Source organism: Longimicrobiales bacterium, from assembly GCA_029245345.1.
Classification (GTDB): Bacteria; Gemmatimonadota; Gemmatimonadetes; order Longimicrobiales; family Gaopeijiaceae; genus CALFPJ01.
In genome coordinates, this window is the sequence record JAQWPM010000017.1 from 22,925 (window position 1) to 44,806 (window position 21,882).

Below are 21,882 nucleotides of genomic sequence, written 5' to 3' on the forward strand. Positions count from 1 at the left end.
CCAAAGTGCAGGGACTCAAGATCACAATCACGCTGTCCGTTCTAGGAATGGCAACGCTTACCGTTGGTGTCGCCGCGCAGGACTGGACGCAGCGGGAGTTTCCTCTGGCGCCGTCCAACTCGAGCGACAACTTCGTCGCGCCCTACTTCGACGGGTTCTATCAGAACGAGGACGGCACCTACACCCTCTCGTTCGGATTCATGAACCGGAACGATGAGGACCTGATTGAGATCGCACTCGGGGAGGACAACTTCATCGAGCCGGCCGAGTTCGATGGGGCACAGCCCACGTCGTTTCCGGTCGTGAGCTATACGCGATTGGGGTTGTTCGGTGGCCCACGGGAGCGTGGGGCTTTCGGCGTGGTGGTCCCAGCTGACTTCGAAGGTGATGTCTGGTGGACTGTGACCACCGACGGATACACGACCCGCGTCCCCGGCAGGCTCGAGTCACCGGGTAGGATCATCAAGGGCGCCTATGAGCTCAGCAGGGGCGCGATGGCCGCGGGATCTCTTCGTCCTGGGATCCGATTCGAGGAAGACGGCCCTGAGGTGGTGGGGATCGAAGGCATTCGATACTCCCAGACGCTCACGGCCTCCGTCGGTGAGCCCGTCGAGGTCCGCTTCTGGGCTGTCGACCGGGGCGAACGGGAGCTCGTGCCCGTGAATATGTCGCTCTGGAAGCACCAAGGGCCCGTGGGCGCCACGGTCGCGTTCGAGTCTTTGACGGAAGCGCCGGCGGGCGCGGCAGCGCCGCGACGAGGGTTCCGCGCCCATGGACCCGGTCCGGTTCGAACCGGCGAGGCCGTGCTCCTTCCGACTGAGGGGGCGCAGGCGAACATGGGGCACTTCACGGCGATGTTCGACACGCCCGGTCAGTACGTGATCCGGGTCCGGGTCGACAATTTCAACGCGGCAGATAGCGGCCCTGGTCTCCAGTGCTGTTGGTCGAACGGGTACGTGGTGGTGAGCGTGAATGAGGACAAATACTAGAATGGCACAGGGCGTCGTCCGGAGCGGCGATGCCTGAGGCACGCTTTCGAGAGGAGTTGCAAATGCACGGATCCAATCATCAGGTGATGTCGATGAGTCGCACGACGGGTCTGCTCGTCCTGCTTGCGGGATTCGGGCTGGCCGGGCACGGCGAGCTCGTGGGGCAAACCACTGGGCCGAGTCTCGAGCACGGCAGCGATCTGACCTTCACGAAGGACATCGCGCCGATTCTCCAGGAGAACTGCCAGGTCTGCCATCAGCCGGGCGCCATCGGGCCGATGTCGCTCCTCACCTATCAGGACGCGCGGCGCTACGCCCGCCGGATCAGCCGGATGGTCGAATCCCGCGATATGCCGCCGTACCAGTACGATCCGGACGTCGGCATTCAGGACCTGAAGGAAGACTGGCGGATGAGCGACGAGAAGATTGCGACGATCACCGCCTGGGTAGCCGCGGGCTCCCCGGAGGGTGACCCGGCCGACATGCCTCCGCCGGTCGAGTGGCCTGACCCCGCCGAGTTCCGCCTCGCCGAGCGCTTTGGACCGCCGGACGTAATCGTGAAGTCCGACCCCTACGACGTTCCCGAGGTCGGTCAGGATCGGTGGTGGAAGCCCTTGGTGCCGGTGGGTGTCAACACCGAGCGTTGCATCATGGCGGTCGAGACCAAACCGTCCGTGGAAGGACGGGCGGTGGCGCACCACGCCAACTCCTCCTTCCGGGTCGACGGGGAGAGCGCCGGTCGCCTCTCGGAGTACGCGCTGGGCAAGGTTGGTGAGATTGTCCCGGACGGCGCGTGCCGGAAGCTGCCTGCCGACGCCAGCGTGGCCTTCGATATCCACTACTGGCCGAATGGCGTGGAGCTAGAAGATGATCAGGTGGAGATCGGCATCTGGTTCCAGCCTGAGGAGTACGAGTCGGAGTACCAACAGACGCTGAGCCTATACTTCCTGGACGGGGGGGTCGGTGGGCGTGGCTACGACATCGCGCCTCACGGCACCCTGATGACCCAAGGCTTCCATTCGTTCGACACACCGGTGCGGATCGACTCGTTCCAGCCGCACGGCCACACGCGGCTCGTGGCGATGTCGCTCCAGGTCCTGCGCAAGAATGGGCGTCGGGAAACGGCGAGCATGGTCTCCAACTGGAGTGCGCTCTGGCATCACAGCCACATCTACGCAGACGACTCCGCCCCGCTCCTCGAGCCGGGCGATCAACTGATTGTGACCGGGTGGTACGACAATACCGAGAACAACCGCTACAACCCCGACCCGGACCAGTGGGTGGGCATCGGCGACCGAACCGCCGACGAGATGTCGCACGCGTGGATCGCGGTGACGCATCTCGACGAAGCGGGGATGGAGAACATCAAGGCGGACCGTGAGTCCCGGCTGATCAGTGAGCAACCGGACGGGGCCAGGTAACAGTCGGCTGAACGGATTGCCGTGAAGCCCCGCTTGGTCTTACCTAACTGGGCGGGGCTTTGTCGGCCCGCCGTTCAGCGCCTCCTCGACAGACCGCTGCTCGTTCCAAAATCGGATCTCTTTCCCAACCCAACGCTGCGCCCTCGGACGAGGCCAACGGGCATGAGAAACTGATCCTCTTCATCGGAGTCGGCCTGCGCCTCCAAGCGGTCCAGTTCATCGACCTTGGCCAATGACTCCGCCGACGTGGAATCGAGGTCTGGATCCGCTCCGAGATCCTGTTTGAATGCGAGACCGGAAGAAGTGAGGAGAGGTTCTGGAGTACCGACAAGGATCGAGGGATCAGTGAAGGCTTTCTGTCACGTCGGATAACAAGCGGGTACCGCCTGCGCTCACTTCGTTCGCTCCGAGCAACACGGCGCGCAAAGCGCGTCGCGTCAGCACCCTAGAACGTTACGCGACGTGCCGTGGATCGGTCACGCCACGTTCTAGTACCTGCCACAGGTATCCCGACGCTCCGCCTTCGGACCTCAGGGACTCCTCTTCAGCCTGTATCGTGCCGCCCCCTGGAACATCATCAGTTCGATCGCTCGGTCCCCGACCACGTCGAACTCAAAGCGTGTTCCCCCGATCTGCCAAACGCCGTCTCCGACATGAAGCGGCCGCTGGCCATCCGCCTGTCCGCGGCGCGTGAACACCAACTGGTCACCTTCGCGACTGACCGTCATGTGAAGGTGCGTGCCGCGAGCAGGGCCAATGTACTCACCCACGAGCACCTCAAGGGCTCCTGAATAGTCCGCGGCTACTGGGTCCGGCACGGGACCGAGAATCAGTTCCGCGATCGCAGTACTCAAGGCCCCCGGCCCCTGAGGGCCGGTCGAGTTTTGGAGCACGATGATGCTGAGTTCCTCGCCCGGGTAGTAGTGTCCGTCGGAGAGAAAGCCGTTGATTCCTCCTCCGTGACTAATGACAACCGCCCCTGCGCGATCCCCGACGCCCAACCCCATCGCGTACTCGAGGGGCGTCCCATCTACGAGCGGCATGGGTGTCGTCATTGCCTGGTAGGATGCCTCAGACACTATGGACCCCCGATGGAGGGCTTGATTCCACCGGATCAGGTCGCCCGCGGTGGAGCAGAGAGACCCCGCAGCGTACGGCCAGAGATGATCCAGGTAGCCCTTTCTCTGGAGTCCTTGCGGTGAGCCGTCGTAGCCGTGGGCCCTATTCTCCCGGATGGCGCTCTCCGAACAGTAGTACGAGTCGTCCATCCCCAGCTCGTCAAAGAGATGCTCTTGGACGTACTCCTCGTAGCTCTGCCCCGACATCCTCTCGATTATGAGACCCAGGAAGAAGAAGGCGGAATTATTATAAATCTGCGCAGTGCCCGGCTCGAACTCGAACGGCTCGGCTTCCACCAGGGAAACCAACGTGTCCCGTGGGAGGCTTTTTGCGGCGAGGTCTCCGAAGACGGACATCGCCGTATAGGCCTTGATACCCGACGTGTGATCGAGAAGGCGGCGGAGCGGCACGACGTGCCCCTGGGCGTCGAAATCGGTGAGGTATTCTGTAAAGTCGGCATCCAGATCCAACGTGCCTTCCTGTACCAACTGCATAATTGCGGCGGCCGTGAACTGCTTGGTCATCGAGCCGATCTCGTAGCTTGCCGAGGCATCCGGAGGCGTCTCGATTCCCCACTCCAAGTCGGCGAATCCGTAGCCGCGCTTGAGGAGCGTATCCGTGCCGCGCACGACCGCCACGGACACTCCGGCGACCATGGCATGCTCGACGTGATCCCGGGCGGCGGAGTCGATCGCTGCCACCAGGTCGCCTCGATCACGGATCTGTGCATCGGCGGTAGCCGAAACGACACCCAGCAGCGCCGCTGTCAGCACGAACGTCCTCGCTAGGCTCCTCATCTCACTCTTGCTCCTTGAAAACGGTTTCGTTCCATGGCTCACGACTCTCGGTGTCCGTGTAGGCATCTTCACCCGGAGGCGTGTCGCGTAACGTTTTAGGGCCTCCCAACCGGCCCATCCTCTACTCCCTTATTCCTGCGACAGATCTACTTGCGCTTTCGGTGACCGAAGCCAGCCCGGTCGTGGCCGGTTGGGTCGAGGGCCGCCGCAGGCGGCCCGAGCCGGAGGCCCAATGTTATGTGGAGTGGGTCTGGTAGCACCACCACGAGAGGCGACGAACACGTTGAATCGGCGCGTGCTGATCAACCCGGCGGACCGTCTAGCGACCCCGGTCTGAGTTTCGCCAGTCTTGGTCGGCAGGCTCGCTCGGATCAGACTTCAGGAACCTGACCAGATCGGCGTGGAACTGCTCGCTGTGCTCGAACTGGGGATTGTGCCCAATCCCCGGATAGAGCAGCAGCTCCGCGTTCTGGAGTGATTCTGCGACGCGGCGGGCATCGGCGGCGAAGTTCTGGCGGAGCTGGTCGTCCGCCCCACCGATCACGAGTGCTTTGCTCGAGATGTGCTGCCAGTCGTAGACGACCGGGTCCTGCGAGATCGCCGAACCGAGGCGCCCGCGGACCTCTAGCCAGCGGTCGAACTCGCCGCTGTAGACGAGGCCGAAGGGCGCCTCGACCCACTGCAGGTACTCCGGCTTCCACCCCTGGTTGTAATACCGCATCTGTCCACGCAGAACCTGCTCGTAGTGCTGCTGCGGCGTGGGCTTCTCCCCGTCGTGGGAAGAGTCCGTCCAATCTCGGCCCGGGCGGCTGTCGCTCAGCCCGATCTGATTCATGAAGACCACGTGGCTCGCCCTCTGTGGGTACCTCATGCCGAAGCGGCTCGCCACCATTCCGCCCATTGAGTGCCCTACGACCGCGGCTTGCTCTATGCCGAGGTGGTCGAGGAGCCGTTTCGTGTTCCGGGCCGGAATGTCGAAGTCGTAGTGCATGATCGGCTTGGAAGAGCGGCCGAACCCGATTCGGTCGATAGCGATCGTGCGGAAGCCCTCATTCCGCAGAATCTCCATCGTCGGGCCGAACGCGTACCCGGCGAAGTTGAAGCCATGGAAGAAGACGACGGCCCGCCCGTTCGGAGTGCCGACGGGCGGCGCGTCCATGTACGCCATCCGGAGATGGCGGCCGTCTACCTCTAGGTCCAGGTAGCTGACCGGGTAGGGGTAGGGGACGTTAGAGTAGTCGATCGCGGTGACGCCCCAGTCGGCCGGTGGCTCGGAGGGGGGCTGGTTTTGTGCTGTGGCGGAGCCCGCCCAAGCGAGGGCGACCAACATGCCGAGGTACAACGCGCGTTGCAGGGACATTCGGACTCTCATGATCGAGCGGCCTTCGTTACCGACTATCGAACTGATGATGATACTGCGAAGACCCATGTGACATAACGTTCGAAGTTATCGGACGGGGACTTGGGCCACCTGGCCTCACAATCTCTTCCGCGAAAATCTGTTTGATGGGCCCTTGGGTTGCTTGAGGTCACGAGTTCCCAAAGTTTTGGATGCCTTGCAAGGTCCGTCCACTCATTACCCTGAGCCAGAGTGCAGAAACAGCTACACCTTCTCACCCTATTAGCACTGGGCGCTTGCGCCGCCGACGGAGGTGAATCCGCGTCCGCAGCCTCCAATGCCCCAGACCGATTGAGCCTAGCCTCGACGCCCGGCATGGCGTTCGGAGGGCTGGACGACCGTCCCGAGTACAGCTTTTCCGTGGTTTCGGCAGGTGCTTTTCTCGGCCCGGACCGATTCGTGATTCTGGATTCGCAGGCGAGTGAGCTCAAGGTCTATTCTACGTCAGGCGAGCACCTTCACACCTTCGGGCGGCGCGGGGAGGGCCCTGGTGAACTGGGCCGGTTGCCCAGACTCCTTGCGACGGGCGACGGCACGATCCGCATATGGGACGGACTGCAGCAACGATTGTCCGTCTTCGACGGCGACGGCCGGTATCTCTCGTCCACCCGGCCGATGGACGGCACAGAGATTCGCTTTGTTCAGCTGGCTGGCGCCCTATCAGACAATCGCGTGATATGGAAGCAGCCGAGCCAGAGTCGAGGTGCGGAGGACGCGCCAAACGGTGTGTATCGCGACACGACCTTCCACGTCGTGAGAAGTCCGGATGGAGTCTCGGACACACTGGCATGGACGTTGGCCGCTGAAGCCTACAGGGCCAACGCCGAGGGACAACAACTCTCGACTCGCGTGCTCTTCGGGCGAGAAGGGTTTGCCGTCGTTGGAGGAGACCGGTTGATCTACGGTGTCACGGATGATCCACTGCTGCGGTCAAGGAACGCCGACGGGTCGGATGGACCAACGTTCCGATGGGACATCGAGCGGACGCCCGTCTCGGGTCGCGAAATCGACAGCTTACGGACGGAGAGCGCTGCGCCTTGGAGGGGCAGACTGGAGACAGGTGGGCCTCAACTCGTTGCCATGGCTAACGCCCAACTCCGGGTGATCGACGAAGCGCCCGCGCGCGAGACCCGACCACATTTTTCGGCGGCGCACGTCAATGGCTCCGGGGACGTGCTCGTCCAACTGGCCACGGATCTGTTTTCCGTCACGAACGAGTGGGTCCTCTTCGATGAACACGGAGCCCCACGCGGCACCTTCTCGTCGCCGCGAGACTTTCGGGTACTCGACTTCACGCTTGGCGAAATCCTCGGGTATACGCTGGACGAGTTGGATCTGCCTACGTTCCAGATTCGCGCACTTGAAGCCAGCTGATCGGCCCGCCGCTACTACTTACCGCATAGTCGCGACATCGGTTCTGTCCCTGTCCGATAACGTTCAGGGCCTCCGAACCGGCCCTCCTGCTTCGTTCAATAGTTCTGCCTCAGATCTAGCGCCACAATCGTTCGGCGGAAGCTCACTCGGTCACCGCGGGCCGGTTGCGTCGAGGGCCGCTTCTGCGGCCCGAGCCGGAGGCCTATTGTTCCACGGCGTTGTCTTCCTCGCACCTGCTCAGTCCGCTCCTAATTCGCCGACATATGCTGCGCGGCTCTCTCCCTCGCCACACCGCCGCCTAGCGTTCTGAAGTTCCCGGCGCGGGTCGCGGACGCGAGCCATGATCGTCGTAGTGAGCACAGCGAACGAAGCCCGCAACTGTTTTGGGACGGCGTTGTCTTCCGCTCGCTCGCCCTAGCCACAACTCGCTCGCCAGGGTTTCCGAGACCGGCTAGCGGCGCTCGCGATGGAGAAACCTCCCCGGCAGCGCACCGGTCATCGCCCCCGCTCGCAGCACAGCCGTACCCCCGACCCACACGTGCACCACGCCGTCCGAGTAATGGTGCGGGTCAGTGAATTCTGCACGATCGGTGATACGATCGGTATCGAACACGGTGATGTCGGCCACCATATCGACGGCCAGGCGACCCCGGTCTGATTGACCGAGCCAATCGGCGGGCGCAGACGTCATCTTCCGCACGGCCTCTTCCAGCGTCAGGACCTCCAGTTCGCGTACATACCGGCCCAGGATACGGGGGAAGGACCCGTATGTGCGCGGGTGCGGGAAGCCCACGCCCGGCTGCACGAGATCGCCATCCGTCTCGAACATCGCCATCGGGTGCTGCATAATGCGGATGACATCGGCCTCGTCCATCCCATGAAAGATGCCGATGAAGCCACCGCCCAATTGCAGCTCGATCAACACCTCGATCGTCTCGTCGAGGGTAGTTGGCCGCCCTGCATCGACGAGGTAGTCGGCCAGTGTGCGGCCCGTCATGTCCTCACGGCCATCGAGCGTCCGGAATTGAACGCTCTCGGGTCCTGGTCCAGTCTGCTGCCCGTAGATCGTGCGCATCTCGGACACCAGCCGAGCACGGGTCGCGGGGTCGGCCACGCGCGCGGAGAAGGCATCGGCCCCGTCCGCGAGCGCCCACGGCGGAAACAGCAGGTCCGAATAGGTGCTGAACGCCGTGTAGGGATACACGTCGTGTACGACTTCCTGCCCCGCGGCGGCGGCCGAATCGATCAGTGCGAGCGTGCGGCTCGCGTCGCCCCACTGGTCCGCGCCCGTCACCTTGTGATGGTTGATCTGCACGGGAATCCCTGCGCGGCGACCCACCTCGAGGCTCTCGTGCAGGGCTTCGCTCACGCGCACGCCCTCGTCACGCATGTGCGTCACGTAGATTCCGCCGTAGGGCGCAGCCACTTCCGCAAGCGCGACGACTTCATCGAGCTCGGCGTACGCGGCAGGCACATACTCCAGCCCCGTCGAAAGGCCCAGGGCCCCCTGCTGCATCGTCGAATCGACGAGGGCGCGCATCCATGCGAGTTCGGGACCGGTCGGCGCACGATCCTCCAGACCCATGACGCGCTTTCGGGCCCACGTGTGACCCGCGAACAGTCCGACATTGGGCGCCATGCGCACGCGGTCCATGTACGCGTCGAGCGGCCATGGCTGGTCCTGACTGTGCAGCGGCGCGAGCACCGTCGTGATGCCCTGCCGTATGAAGTTTTCGGCGTCCGGGTGTTCTTCGAGGGTGACGAGGTGCGCGTGGTTGTCCCAGAAGCCAGGCGCTACGGTGAGGCCGGCAACGTCCACCGTCTCCGCGCCCAGTGTGCCGAGGTCGGGGCCGATGTCGGCAATGCGACCATCGTTGATCGCGACATCGGCGATGAACGGGGGAGCGCCTGTACCATCCACAACCGTCCCCCCCACGAGCACGGTGTCGTAGAGAGGCACCTCCCTGCAGCCGGCGGCCAACACCAGCGCGAGCACGGCCGAAATCGCCCCACGCACGCGCATCACGGCGTGCCTGGCACGATGAACACGAAGTTCGTCAGGCCACCGTCCGGCCCGATCGAAAGCGTGACGCGCATGCGCCGGTCGCCCCATGTGGCCCGATACACGAACTCGGTGTCGTCGCCGACCTGCTCACGAGCCAGCAGGGTCAGATCGTCTGGTCGCCCGAGGCCGGCGAGTTGGGTCTGAAGAGCTACCCGCATTCTCGGAAAGACCGTCTGCCGAATGAAGTCGAAATCGGTCAGTGCGAGCGAACCATCGGACATCTTCTCGAGCATCCCCGCGACGTGGGTGGTAACAGCTGGGTCGTCCGCAATGGCCTCGATCGGCAGTGGCTCGGGCATGAGCGCCGGGTCGATCAGGGCGCCGATGCGCATCGCCAGCGGAGCCGACATGGCGCTGCGCGCGTTGGTGAGCACGATCACCGAAAGGTCCTGCTCTGGGAACCGAGTGTATTGATTCACAAAGCCCTGCCACGACCCGCTGTGTTCGAGCACCGGCTGCCCCGCGACCTCGTCGAAGAACCACGCGAACCCGTAGGGATGCGTGTTGCCGCTGTTGAGAACCATGGGGCTGAGGATCTGATCCCAACTCTCGGGTGAGAGCACAGCCCGGGTTCGTACGGCCTCGTTCCAGGCGATCATGTCACGCAGGCTGAGCAGCATGCTGCCGTCTGCGGTCGTGTTGGTTTGTTCGGCGACATGCGACGCGTTTTGCAGTCCCCCAGGGCCAGGCATGTACCCGCGGGCGCGGTGTGGCACGATCTGGGTCGCCGTGTTGATCCGGATCGTGGGCATGCCCGCAGGGTCAAACACGCGCTCGCGCAGGAACTCCCAGTACGGCACGCCCGTCACCCGACTGATCATCACGCCGAGCATCGCATACCCGGTGTTCGAGTAGTTCCAGCGCGTCCCGGGGAGGTACTCGAGCGTGAGGTCCGAAGCCATGCGCACCAGGTCGTCTTCCGAGTAGTTCGTCGCGTAGTCGAACGACGCGCTCGTGTAGTCGGGAATGCCCGAGGAATGCGTCAGGAGGTGGCGCAACGTGATCGCCTGCCACGACTCCGGCGCTTCCGGCAGATGCACACGAATCGACTCATCGAGGTCGATGCGTCCGTCCTCGACCAGCACCATCACGCCGGCCGCCGTGAATTGTTTGCCGACCGAACCCGTCTGGAACATGGTCTGGGTCGTCACAGCCGAACCGGTCTCGATGTTCGCGAGTCCAAAACCCTTCGACATCAGTACCTCACCGCGGTGCACCACCGCGACCGCCACACCCGGCGTACGGGTGCGATCCATCGCATCGCGAACGGCCTGTTCGATGCCCGCAACGGCAGTGGCGGGCGTGGTGAACTTTCGAAGCTTCCAGGGCACGGGACGTGAGCGAGGTGTCGGCCATACCTCGTCGAGCGTGAACCCGTCGTATAGCACGCCGCCGCGCATGACGCGGTCGATGTCCTGGGTGGCCTCGATGTCGGTGAGGGGGTCGCGGTTCAGCACGACTAGGTCGGCCAGCTTGCCCACCGCAATGCTCCCCAGGTCGGAGTCGTAGCCGATGGCCTCCGCACCCATGATCGTCGCGACCCGAAGGACGTCGTGGTTGGACATGCCCCCGGCGGCGAGCAGTTTCATTTCCCAGTGGTTCGACAGGCCCTGCACCTCGCCATGACCGCCCAGTGCGACGTTGCCACCCGCCCCCAGGATCGCGTCGGCGCCCTGGGCGACCTCGATGTTGCTGAAGTCCTCGGGCGCGAACCACAACTGTCGCGTCGAGGATCGCTGGTACAGTTCACCTTCCGCATGCCACCGGGACGCGCGCGCGTCCTCATGCGGTCGCTCTTCCGCGAGCAGACGGTAGATCGGCAACGCCGCCCCGAACGAGACCACCAGGGTCGGCGTGTAGGTCATGCCGGTGCGCGCAAACAGCTGGACAATGTCGTCGTAGATCGGGGCGACCGGCACGGCGTGTTCGTTCCCGCTGAACCCGTCGATCGCGTATGTGAGGTCGGCCTTCGTGTCGGCGCCGCCCTCGGTGGTGGGCATCATGCCCAGTTCACGTGATGCCTGAACGACCCACGCGCGCTGCTGCCGGTCGCCCACCAGGTACGACTTCAAGACATGCGTGCCGTACTCGTCCCGGTAGCGACGCAGCAAGGCCAGGGTCTGTTCGTATGACTGCAGGTTCAGCATGCCGAACAGACCCGGGCCGGTCGACACGACACGCGGGGCGGGAACGCCGTCGGCTTCGATCACGTCGGCCAGTTCGAACACGTCGAGCGAGGCCTGTGGGTTGCGTACTGTCGTGATGCCGAAGGCCAGGTTGGAAAACGCGAACGTACCCTCGGGCTCGAGCAGCTCGCTACGCGCACCGAAGTGCGCGTGCACGTCGATGAAGCCCGGCACGATGACGCGCCCTGACACATCGATGACGCGGGCCCCGTCGGGCGGCTGCGTACCCGTCGGTCCCACCCACGTGATGCGCCCGTTTGTCACGACCACATCACCCCGCTCGATGACCTCGTCGCCACGCATCGTGACGAGCTTCGCGCCGCTCAGGACGACGGTCCCGGTCGAGGTGGCTCTTGGCACTTCGACCCCGAACGGTGTCGTGGTTGGCGGCGTGGCTCCGTCGGTGCCGGCGCGTCCGATGCGAGGCCCCTCGGTCCACAGCAAAGAGGTTCCGTCAGGCGTCCACGCCACACTCGTCGCGCCGGCTGACGTGAGGGACGGACCCTCGTGCGTCAGGGGCACCGGACCGGCCGCGACTGCAACCGGCATCTGCACTCGTATGACGGTCGGGCCGGCGCGCACGGCGACGAAGCGCCCGTCGGGGCTGATGCGCAGCTCGGCCGCGGGCGGACCGGCCATGGTCGCGACCGTTTCCGGCGGGCCGCCCGCGAGCGGGAAGCGGAGCAGCCCGGCCTCACCGGAAGAGAGGTACACCGCGTCGGTCGCCGGCCCGAAATGCGGGAACCTCAACCCGTTCGAGGAGGCGATCGTCCGGTGCGCACCGCCATTGGTCGGAACCGAGACGATGTCGGCCGAAGGTGGCACCGCGGTGCCCGGCCCGAGGGATGGCACCGAAGCCGCGGCGCCGAGCGAGGCTCGCAGCGCGATCACCGCATTCCCATCGGGGGTCCACACCGGGTCGGCCCACAACGCGGGGGCGTCCGACAGGCGCTCGGGCACCCCGCCCGCGGCGCTCGCCTTCCAGAGGTGACCGCCTTCTTCCGTCCAGGTGACGTAGGCGATCCACCGGCCGTCCGGCGACCAGGCCGGCATGAACTCGCGCGGCCGAGGCTCGTCGGTCAGGCGCCGGGGCGTGGAGCCCACAGCATCGGCGACCCAGATGCGAGCCAGCGACGAGAAAGCGAGGCGTCCGTTAGGCGCGGCCGCGACCCCATGTGCTCGCCGGCCACGCACCGGGCCCGTCTCCACCGGCCGGGGAAAGTCGAGGCGCTCGGCAACCTGTAAGCGCACGGCCGCTTCGAACGGGACGGGCGTGACCTCGTCAGTAGTTAGGTCGAGGCGGTGGATACGACCGCGAAGCTCCACGAGCAGCGCACTCCCATCGGGCGTGAACGCGTAGTTCGGAAGCAGGTCCCGCGTCGCGCGACCCTCGAGTTGATTCCGTTGAATCGGGTACGCGATCCAGCGTTCCGTTCCCGCCGACAGATCTCTTGCCTTCAGGCCCGTACGCCCGTCGCGCATGGCTGCATAGATCAGCGTCCTTCCGTCGGGAGAGACGCGCGGCTTCATCGCCTGGATGCCTTCCAACGGCACCGGCGCGCTGCGTCCCACCGCCGGGTCGTAGCGCATCACCGCACTGCTGGCCCCGGTCCGGCTGCCGTACGGGCGGGGCGTCACCGACGTGTAATAGATAGACCCGTCGGGAGCGACCGACCCGCCATACGGACCCGGTGCCGGAGACGACACGAGGGGTGCCGGTGGGCCGTTCCCGTTCTCGAGGAGCCGTGTCTCAGATCCGTCCGCAACGTCGAACCCCCACAATTCGGCGACACGCTGAAACGCCCCCGTCACGACGGTCACGAACAGGGTTTCGCCGTCCACCGACCATTCCGGGGAGATGAATGTCGATCCTGTCCGATCGGTGATCGGGCGGGCACCTGACCCGTCGGACCGCGCGACCCACAAATTGTCAGCACCCGACTCGTCACTGATGTACGCGAGCCAGAGTCCATCTGGCGAGTAGCGCGGCTGCGACTGAAACGCGGTGCCCGTCAGCACGGGCGTCGCTGCACCGCCCGCCACGGGCAACGCGTAGATGTCTCCGAGCAACTCGAACACGAGCCCGTCCCTGCGCGGCGAGACATCGAGCGAAAGCCACGTGCCCTCGTCGGTGGAGAAGGCCACCTCCCGAGTCTGGGCGTCGGCCCCCATCGGGCTCAGGCAGGCCGCCGTCGTGACCGCCACCACGGCCACCCATGCGCGGCTCCGGAGCCTCAGGGCGCGGCCCCCGGCGACACACGGAGCCCGGTGAGGTCTCCTTCCGGCCCCCGCGACCGGGGCCAGGAGAAATGTCGGCGCGGAACGGGCCTCGGCGGGACCGAGGGCGAAGCGGGCGGACGAGGCGAAGAACGAGTGCGTCACGGGGTCCAGGGCGTTGAAGGAGTGTGGGTTACAGTCTGATCCGCCTCAGCGGCGGCGGCGAGGGTCGGGAATCACCGCGAACTCCTTCGCGCCCCCGGCCAGCGACAGGACCTCGTTGACCAGCGTCATGAGAAAGCGTCCGGGATCCTCGAGCATCACGAAATGTACGCTCCGCTCGAAGGTAACGAAGCGCTTGAGGGGCGCTTCGGTCCGGTCGTAGTGAGCGCGGGACGAGGCGTAGGGCGTATGCAGGTCGGAGCGGCCCATGAGGAAGATCATCGGGACCTCGTAGCTGAGCGACGGCTCGGCCTCGCAGGCCGCGGCGAGAAGCGCGAGGGAGAGGAGGGCGGAGAGGATTGGGCGGGGAGCCATGGCCCTAGAGATGAAGGTGGGGGGTGGGTGCGGGTCCGCTCCATTTGGGACACTCCTGGCAACAGGTTGAGCCTTCCCCACGCTCCTCAAGTTCGCGGCAGATGTCATTCCGTGCTCGTCACGGTCGGGACTTTCCCTGGGCCTGGTGTGACGCTGACCGCGGCCACTTCCGGTCCGGGCCGCATCCATGTTCGAAGGTTCATCACGAGTGCTATGGTGGAGCAATAGGCTCCCATATCTCGGCAATCGTGGAGAAGTGGTGCTGCACCAGGCAATGGACGTTCTAAAGCTCTTCGGGGGAGATGAGCTCGAGTTCGGCATGGCAGAGGTGGCGCGCCGGCTGGCGTGTGATCTCGAGTCTGCTCGGATTCCGGCAGACGACTAGGCTCGGGCGGGACAGGGGCGGCGGTGACTGGGCCACTCCAAACGCTCGCACCGTGAGCGTGAGGTGGCCATGGGAGATTGGGACACCTCTCGGAGTGATCTGGCCCAGGCATCGAAGCCGGAACGCGAACAAAAGAGCCCCCGGCCCGAAGGCCGAGGGCTCCTAATCCCGCGCTTCTCCAGGAAGACCCTACCGCCGCGCGATCCCCGCCGCAGTAGCACCCGGATCCGACTCACCCGGCCGTCTCCGCTCCAACCTACGCTGCTGCGGGTAGATCTCGTCCAGAGTCATTCCGTCGTACAGGCGGCCGTCCTTCATAACGTTCGCGATGTCGACCGTGTTGCGAAGGTCATCCATGGGGTTCGAATTCAGAATCACGATGTCCGCGAACTTGCCTTCCTCGATGCTGCCGAGCTGAGCACCGAAGCCGATGGCTTCAGCACCCAGGATCGTGGCAGCACGTAGGATGTCGTGAGGCTCGGCACCGCCGGAGCCCATGGCCCACATCTCCCAATGCAGCCCGATGCCCTGGATCTGTCCGTGGCTTCCCACACCCATGCGCGCGTCCCCTTCAAGCATCTTCTCCACGAATTCACCGTGGCGCGGGAAGACGTACTCCTCGGGCAGGAACCAGCCGGCGGTCCCTGGGCTACCGCCCGCTCCCGGACCGCGCCTGCGTGCGCGCATGTCCAGATTCGCCTTCGGAATGAACATGTTCAACTTCGGGCTGTCGTGAACGTTCTCCGTGGCGTAGAAGAAGTTCTCACCGAAGGGCCCGCCGTACGACACGAGCAGCGTCGGTGTGTTCGTCGTCTGCGACGTCTCGAACAGCTTGACCACGTCCGAGTAGATCGGTGCGATAGGCAGTGTGTGCTCCACCCCGGGATACCCGTCGATGACGTGTGTAATGTCGAGTTTGAAGTCGAGTCCACCCTCGGTGGTCGGCATCAACTCGAGTTCCTTCGCCGCTTGGATCACCCACTGACGCTGCTGACGGTTCCCCGTCATGTACATCTTCAGCGTCTTGGTGTCGTAGTACTCGGAGTACCGGCGTAGGACGTCCTTCGCGTGATCCGCGTCTCGCACATTCTCACCGGCGAAGACGCCCGGTCCCGTCGAGTAAATTCGCGGACCGATCAAGCCCCCCGTGTTCACACGATCCGTGTAGCTCAGGACGTCCGTGAAGGCTGTCTGGGGATCACGTGTTGTCGTGACACCGTAGGAGAGCGCGGCTAAGTACTGCCACACCTCCTGGGGGTGGATCTCCGGCACCAACCACATCGAGTGGTAGTGCGTATCCACCATGCCCGGCATGAGCGTCTTGCCGGCCATGCTGATGACCTCGGCTCCTTCGGGAATCTCCACCGAGTCTGCCATGCCGACCGCGACGATCTTGTTGTCCGTGACGATGACCGTGCCGTTCTCGATGACGTGAGGTGCTCCGGTCGTATCTCCTGGGTTGTCCGCCATCGTGATGATGCGACCCCCTGTGAGCGCCACCGTCCCTCGAGGGATATCCCGAGGCAGCTCGACCTCGATCTTCCGTTCGACGGCTTCGTAGGTGTCCGTCGTGTCGGCGAGGATCTCTTCGTCACCGCCTCGAATCGCATCGGCCTTAGCCGCGACTTCTTCCGCTGCTGCGCGAATCGAATCTGACCGTGCGATTAGCGAATCTGCGACGACCTGAACCGAGTCGGCCTGGAGGCGCATGATGTCGTCCCTCAGCGTCTCGACGGATGCTTCGTCGCCCGTCGTATCCAACGAGTCCGCCGCCTCTTCGACCGCGGTCTCGAGGCTGTCGACTTCGGCACGCTTCTCTTTGAGCGTGTCGGTTACGGCTAGAGCCCGTGCACGGATGAGCGCGCGTCCATGTGCGGTCGCTTCCTCTTCGGCTTCTTCCGCTTCGACGTGGTTGATGTCGTACGAGAAGAGCACGTTGCCCATGGCCCAATTGATGCCCTGTCCGTCCGCTGTCCATGAGGGGAATTCACCCCCGACGTCTGTCAGCTTGCGAACCGGAACGGGCGATGCCGCCAATTGGGTGAGGATCACGGTCGGCGGCGTCGGTCCTGCGTTCTCCAAGTCGATTACGAAGATGTCGTTCCCGAACTGTGCGAAGGCTTGGTTGCCTTCGGGCGACATCATCAACAGGCCTGCTGGCGCTGGGCCACCGGGCTCCGTTTGTGGAGTCGGGTCCGTGGGATCCGGTGTCATGCGCCACGGGAAGGGCCGGCGGGGAAGGTACTCCGGCTCGTTGGCGTGAGGCGTCGCGAAGCCTGGCACACCCTGCCTGCCGAGCACCCGCAGATGCCGCTTCACATCCGTGCCGTCCCAACGGAACGACACGAGGCCCTCAATGGGGCTGTACGCGTAGATCCGGTCGTCCTCGCCGTCCACGAAGTGGGCGACGTCTCTGAATCCGGTCGGAGCGATGAGGGTCACCTCTCCGCCAGCCGATGGCACCCAAACGAATTCGGCGCCACTGGGTCCGAAGAAAATATCCGCGGCGGTCTTCAGGTCACGGGCGGCGCCACGAGAAGTGACGATCCGCTGTCCGTTGGGCGACCAAGCAGTGTTGTAGTACATGGCCGCGGTCGACGTGAGCTGCACGGCAGCTCCCCCTGCGGCCGGAATAGTCATGATGTGACCACCGTCGGCGTCGTCCCACGTCACGTACGCGATCGTCGAACCGTCCGGGGACCATTGCGGGTGGAACTCGCCGTGATCCGCATCGGTCAGGCGACGAGCCTCACCGCTGGGCATGTCCTTCACCCAGAGGCGGTCGAATGCTGTGAAGACGATCTGGCCGCCATCCGGTGAAGCCACCGGACTGCGGATCTGGCTTGCCGTGACCATCGCGGTGGTGTCGATCTGGGAGGCGAACTTCACCTCCGGACCGACGTCTACCTTCACCGGTACCGCAAACGGGATCTCCGCTTGATCCGAACCGTCCATGGGGACGTTCCAGATCTTGCCGCCGAACGAAACGACGAGCGAGGAGCCATCCGGTGTGAATGCATAACCGGGAAGAATATCGAGCGGCGCCCGTGATTCTTGGTCGTCACGCTGGATGGGGTAGGCGAGCCATTCTTCTTCGCCTGTCTCCAGATTTCGTTTCCGGAGCCCTGTGTCCGCGTTGTAGCGCGTGCCGTAAACGAGCCACATACCGTCAGGGGAGATCGCCGGGCGGAAGGCCGAACCGTAGCGGTTCGTCATCGTGGTCGTGTTGCCGGTCTCCCGGTCGTACCGCCGCAGCTGATACAGCGGCAGCCGCGCGTTGTACTGCCAGTCACCGGTTCCGCTGGCGTACCAGATGTATCGGCCGTCCGGGCTGAATGCGGCGCCGACCATCTTTTGTTGGCCCGTGCCACCCCCCGTCGCGATGGGCGACGTGCGGTCCGCCTTGTACATGAAGAGCTTCGCGGAGCCACCGAGCGGGCCTGCTGCTCGGCTGACCACGAGGTAGTCTCCCGCCGGGTCCCACTCGGGTGACGTGTAGAGGTTGTTGTTCCCGCGTGACACCTGCGTGGTGTCCGTGCGGTCCAGCCGCATGGTCCAGAGGTTGTCGCCTCCGCTCTTGTCGGAGACATAAGCCACGGACTCACCGTCCGGGCTGAAGCGCGGCTGTGCTTCGAAGGCCATCCCGGTCAGGAGGGGCGAAGCCTCTCCACCCGAGATAGGCATGGTGTACAGATCGCCGAGCAGATCGAAGACGATGGTCTGTCCGTCAGGTGATACGTCGAGCGACATCCACGTGCCTTCCGTGGCTGTGAACTCTGCGGTGCGTGCACCACTAAGCGGTAGCGGCGCCGCGCCGCGCCCCCCGGGGCCACCACGCCCTTGAGCTGCAACCGGTGCAGCCATCGCGACCAAGCCGCCCATCACCAGCGCTGTAGTAGCGAGGCGCTTGAGGCATCCGAGGTCCTTCACCTGGCGGCTCATCGTCCACCTCCCCGGATCCCAGCGTTCACATTCGGCGCGGTTTCTCTCCACGCTTCAGTAGGCGCAGCCCGCTGTCTGGGCCATTGCTCGTCGAGCGTGTTTCCGTCGTAGAGCCTGCCGTTCATCATCACGCGGTTCACTGTATTGGTGTTGCGAATGTTGTCGAGCGGGTTTGCGTCCAGGATCACGAGGTCGGCCAGTTTGCCGACTTCGATGGATCCGAGGTCGCCACCGAGGCCGATGGCCTCGGCTCCCATGAGCGTCGCCGCCCGCAGTGCATCATGCTCGTCCATGCCGCCACTCTGCAGGAGCCAAAGCTCCCAGTGGTAGCCGAGGCCCTGGAGCTGGCCATGTGAGCCGACGCCGGTCTTCCCACCGCCGTCCACCAGGTCGGCAAGCCATGCCGAGTGCTTCCGGAACGCGTACTCATCGTCCATAAACCAGCCGCCCGGTCCAGGGCCCGTGCTTTGTAGACGGCGAGCCTTGAAGTCGAGCTCACGCTTCGGCGTGAAGTACGTCAGCTTCGTGTCCCCGAAGATGTCTTCGTTGGTGTAGAAGTAGTTCTCACCCCACGGACCGCCGTATGAGACGACGAGGGTAGGGGTGTTCACCGTGCCCGACGTGGAGAAGAGTTCGACTACGTCGTTGTAGGCCGGGATGATGGGCATCGTGTGCTCCACGCCCGGATATCCGTCGATGGCGTGCGTCATGTTGAGCCGGTAGTCCAAGCCACCTTCGGTGGTCGGCATGAGACCCAATTCCAGCGATGCCATGATCAGCCACTGCCGCTGACGGCGGTTGCCGGACATGTACATCTTGAAGGTCTTGGTGTCGTAGTACTGGCTGTACTTGGTCAGCACTTCGATGGCGTGTTCGTAGCTCCGGATGAACTCTCCAGAGAAGACGCCAGGTCCCGTGTGGTAGACTCGGGGCCCGACCATATTGCCGGCCCTGACCTGGTCCTCGTACACGAGTACGTCTGTCGTAGCCGTTTGCGGGTCTCGTGTGGTGGTCACGCCGTAGGCCAGGTTCGCCTGGTAGATCCACGGCCGTGCCCAATGCACACCCCACATGTTCCACATATGGGCGTGGGTGTCCACGAACCCTGGGACGATCGTCTTGCCGCTCACGTCTATAACTTCCGCTCCTGTCGGTACCTCACCGGCACCGGCCGACACGGACGTGATGCGGTTGTTTGTCACGACGATATCCGCGTTCTCGATGATCTCGTTGCCGTTCATCGTTATGGCACGAGCCCCGCGCAGGACAACTGTGCCCTGCGGGATATCACGATCTGCCGTGACGCCGAACTGCTGTTCAGCAGCTTCGTAGTTCGCGTCACCAGATGCTGCGTCCATGTTGTACGAAAAGAGCGCGTTCCCGAGTGACCAGTGTGCCGTGCGTCCATCTGCGGACCACGTCGGGAATTCGACGCCGAGCTCGTTGAGTTTCCACGTCGGGACCGCAGCCGAATCCGGCTTGGCCACCTGAATCGTCGGGACGATACCGTTCGCGGGCGGCACCGTGACCACGTACAGGTCGTTACCGATCTGCGCGAGTGCCAAGTCACCTTGGGGCGCCATCATCACCGAGCCTGCAGAGCGCTGAGGGATCAGCTCTCGAGCTTCGTTGTTGTCCTCGAAGACCGTTTGAGGTTCGACGAGGTCTGACGTCGCGGAGATGTTGTATCCATCAGCGACGCCACCGGCCCCGATGGGGATCCGAGCGGTCACGCGCAGGTGGACCTTCTTGTCCGTGTCGTCCCAACGTGCGGAGCTGAGCGCGAGGGTTGGGGGCGGAGCTGCGGAGGCGCCCGGAATGGGATCGGCCTGAGCGAAGCCATAGTAGTAGATGCGTTCCGCGTCCTCAGTGAAGTGCGGAAGCCGGCGTCCGTTCGTCGGCCCAATGGCTGTCGCTGCACCACCCGAGGCGGGGATCCAGAAGAAGTGGGAGTCGAGTCCCATCCCGATGAACGGATCGATCGCTTCCTGAACGTTTCGGCGTGCGGAGCGAATACCGACGATGCGGTCGTTCGGCGACCAAGCGATCTGCTGGTAGTAGGCCGGGGCCGTCGAGAGGATCGTCGCGTTGCCCCCACCTGCGGAGACGCGGCGGATCGTGCCCTCTCCGGAGTCGTCATCCCAGGTCGTGTAGGCCACGTAGCGGCCGTCCGGAGACCAGACCGGTGTGTATTCACCGACGACGTCGTTCGTCAGGCGACGCGGTTCGCCGCCAGCGACATCGGCCACGTACAGGCGATCGAGGGCGATGAACGCGATCTGGCTGCCGTCCGGGGACGGCCGCGAGTCACGGATCTGCTTCACCGTGAACGTGGGCGTGTCCTCGATGGGGTACTCGAAGGACACTTCTGGTCCTACTGCCACCTCCGCATCGACTGAGAACGGAATCTCTGTCGGAGTGGCTCCGTCTGCGGGCACGGACCAGATGCCGCCGCCGTACGAGATCACGATCGCGCCACCATCAGGTGTCCACGAATAACCGGGGAGCACATCCATGGCCGATGTCGATTCTTGGTCGTCGCGCTGGACCGGGTAGGCCAGCCAATGCTCCTCACCCGAATTCAGGTCACGCAGGACAATGCCGGTGTCGGCGTCGTCCCGGCTGCCGTAGGCGAGCCAATCCCCATTGGGCGAGACTGCAGGCCGGAACGCAGAGCCATAACGATTCGTCATCGGTGTGCGCACGCCCGTCTGACGATCGAAAACCCAGAGTTGGTACTGAGGTAGGATCGCGTTGTACTGCCACATGCCGTTTCGCTGGGCGTACCACAGGTAGCGGCCGTCGGCGTCGAGCGCGGCTCCCATCATGCGCTGGTCGCCCGTGCCGCCTACGATCTCGAGGCCTGTGCCGCCGTCGACGTGGTACATCCAGATCTTCTCGAGGCCGGCTCCGGGAGCCGCGCGCGAGACAAGGACGTATGTGCCGTCGGTGGTGAAGTCTGGCGAAGCGTACCGACTGCCGATGCCTTTGCTTAGCTGGGTAGGTTCTCCGCCACCCGCGGGCATCAACCACACGTTGTTGTCACCGCTCCTGTCGGACACGAAGACGATGCGCTCGCCGTCCGGGCTGAACCGGGGCTGCATGTCGTGCCCCATTCCACGCGTGAGCCGGGTGGCGTCACCGCCGCCAATGGGCATTGCGTAGAGGTCGCCGAGGAGATCGAAGACGATCGTCTGGCCGTCTGGACTCACGTCGAGTGAGATCCACGTGCCTTCAGTTGTCGTGAAGCGAGCCCAGCGGGCGGCTTCGAGCGGTAGGCCCCGATCCGGGTCCAGATCCGCTTCCTGTGCCTGCATCACGACGGGCGTCAGAAGCAGGAGTGCGGCCGGCAAGAGGCCGCGGAAGAACAAGCGCATGCACTAACTCCGATACTACGGGGAATGGCCTGAGGTACTGCGAGCGAAGGGGTCGGTATAAGGAACCCAACCGA

The 21,882-nt window shown here is 64.3% G+C and carries 11 protein-coding genes; 4 read left to right on the plus strand and 7 right to left on the minus strand.

Going from position 1 to position 21,882, the window contains the following annotated elements:
- Window positions 1-5: 5 nt before the first annotated feature.
- Both P8L30_09460 and P8L30_09465 read left to right on the plus strand, forming a co-directional pair.
- Window positions 6-989 (plus strand): hypothetical protein, encoded by a 984-nt coding sequence (locus tag P8L30_09460; GenBank protein MDG2240418.1) that lies wholly within the window; start codon window positions 6-8, stop codon window positions 987-989.
- Between the two features lie 62 nt (window positions 990-1,051).
- Complete coding sequence (locus P8L30_09465) at window positions 1,052-2,410, plus strand: hypothetical protein (GenBank protein MDG2240419.1); 1,359 nt, start codon at window positions 1,052-1,054, stop codon at window positions 2,408-2,410.
- Between the two features lie 530 nt (window positions 2,411-2,940).
- Here the strand turns inward: P8L30_09465 and P8L30_09470 are convergent.
- Together P8L30_09470 and P8L30_09475 are read right to left on the minus strand one after the other, a co-directional pair.
- The gene (locus P8L30_09470) at window positions 2,941-4,326 is read right to left on the minus strand and encodes a serine hydrolase (protein MDG2240420.1); all 1,386 of its coding nucleotides are present in this window, start codon (window positions 4,324-4,326) and stop codon (window positions 2,941-2,943) included.
- A 319-nt stretch (window positions 4,327-4,645) separates the two neighbouring features.
- Entirely contained in the window at window positions 4,646-5,686 is a 1,041-nt protein-coding gene (locus P8L30_09475) for an alpha/beta hydrolase (protein MDG2240421.1), read from the minus strand.
- 330 nt (window positions 5,687-6,016) lie between these two features.
- Here P8L30_09475 and P8L30_09480 point away from each other — a divergent pair, with 330 nt between their 5' ends.
- Window positions 6,017-7,099, plus strand: a complete 1,083-nt coding sequence (locus tag P8L30_09480) for a hypothetical protein (protein ID MDG2240422.1) — start codon at window positions 6,017-6,019, stop codon at window positions 7,097-7,099.
- A 451-nt stretch (window positions 7,100-7,550) separates the two neighbouring features.
- On the opposite strand, the gene P8L30_09485 is transcribed toward P8L30_09480, so the two are convergent.
- From P8L30_09485 to P8L30_09495, 3 genes are all read right to left on the minus strand, one after another.
- Entirely contained in the window at window positions 7,551-9,122 is a 1,572-nt protein-coding gene (locus tag P8L30_09485) for a D-aminoacylase (GenBank protein ID MDG2240423.1), read from the minus strand.
- Window positions 9,122-13,564, minus strand: coding sequence for a serine hydrolase (locus P8L30_09490; protein ID MDG2240424.1), 4,443 nt, complete (start codon window positions 13,562-13,564; stop codon window positions 9,122-9,124). The genes P8L30_09485 and P8L30_09490 overlap by 1 nt, the downstream gene beginning before the upstream one ends.
- A 213-nt stretch (window positions 13,565-13,777) precedes the next feature.
- Window positions 13,778-14,104 carry a hypothetical protein gene (locus P8L30_09495; protein MDG2240425.1) on the minus strand — a complete coding sequence of 109 codons (327 nt, stop codon included), beginning with the start codon at window positions 14,102-14,104 and terminating at the stop codon, window positions 13,778-13,780.
- 259 nt (window positions 14,105-14,363) lie between these two features.
- On the opposite strand from P8L30_09495, the gene P8L30_09500 reads away from it, so the two are divergent.
- The gene (locus tag P8L30_09500; GenBank protein MDG2240426.1) at window positions 14,364-14,489 is read left to right on the plus strand and encodes a hypothetical protein; all 126 of its coding nucleotides are present in this window, start codon (window positions 14,364-14,366) and stop codon (window positions 14,487-14,489) included.
- Window positions 14,490-14,678: 189 nt separating this feature from the next.
- On the opposite strand, the gene P8L30_09505 is transcribed toward P8L30_09500, so the two are convergent.
- Together P8L30_09505 and P8L30_09510 are read right to left on the minus strand one after the other, a co-directional pair.
- Window positions 14,679-18,431, minus strand: a complete 3,753-nt coding sequence (locus P8L30_09505; GenBank protein MDG2240427.1) for an amidohydrolase family protein — start codon at window positions 18,429-18,431, stop codon at window positions 14,679-14,681.
- Window positions 18,428-21,808, minus strand: a complete 3,381-nt coding sequence (locus P8L30_09510; GenBank protein MDG2240428.1) for an amidohydrolase family protein — start codon at window positions 21,806-21,808, stop codon at window positions 18,428-18,430. Before P8L30_09510 ends, P8L30_09505 begins: the two co-directional genes overlap by 4 nt.
- Window positions 21,809-21,882: the final 74 nt, after the last annotated feature.

What these genes read in the sequence shown, in the direction of transcription:
- P8L30_09465 (MDG2240419.1), top strand. Translation starts at nt 1,052, where the DNA reads ATGCACGGATCCAATCATCAGGTGATGTCGATGAGTCGCACGACGGGT.
- P8L30_09470 (MDG2240420.1), bottom strand. Translation starts at nt 4,326, where the DNA reads ATGAGGAGCCTAGCGAGGACGTTCGTGCTGACAGCGGCGCTGCTGGGT.
- P8L30_09475 (MDG2240421.1), bottom strand. Translation starts at nt 5,686, where the DNA reads ATGTCCCTGCAACGCGCGTTGTACCTCGGCATGTTGGTCGCCCTCGCT.
- P8L30_09485 (MDG2240423.1), bottom strand. Translation starts at nt 9,122, where the DNA reads ATGCGCGTGCGTGGGGCGATTTCGGCCGTGCTCGCGCTGGTGTTGGCC.
- P8L30_09495 (MDG2240425.1), bottom strand. Translation starts at nt 14,104, where the DNA reads ATGGCTCCCCGCCCAATCCTCTCCGCCCTCCTCTCCCTCGCGCTTCTC.
- P8L30_09505 (MDG2240427.1), bottom strand. Translation starts at nt 18,431, where the DNA reads ATGAGCCGCCAGGTGAAGGACCTCGGATGCCTCAAGCGCCTCGCTACT.
- P8L30_09510 (MDG2240428.1), bottom strand. Translation starts at nt 21,808, where the DNA reads ATGCGCTTGTTCTTCCGCGGCCTCTTGCCGGCCGCACTCCTGCTTCTG.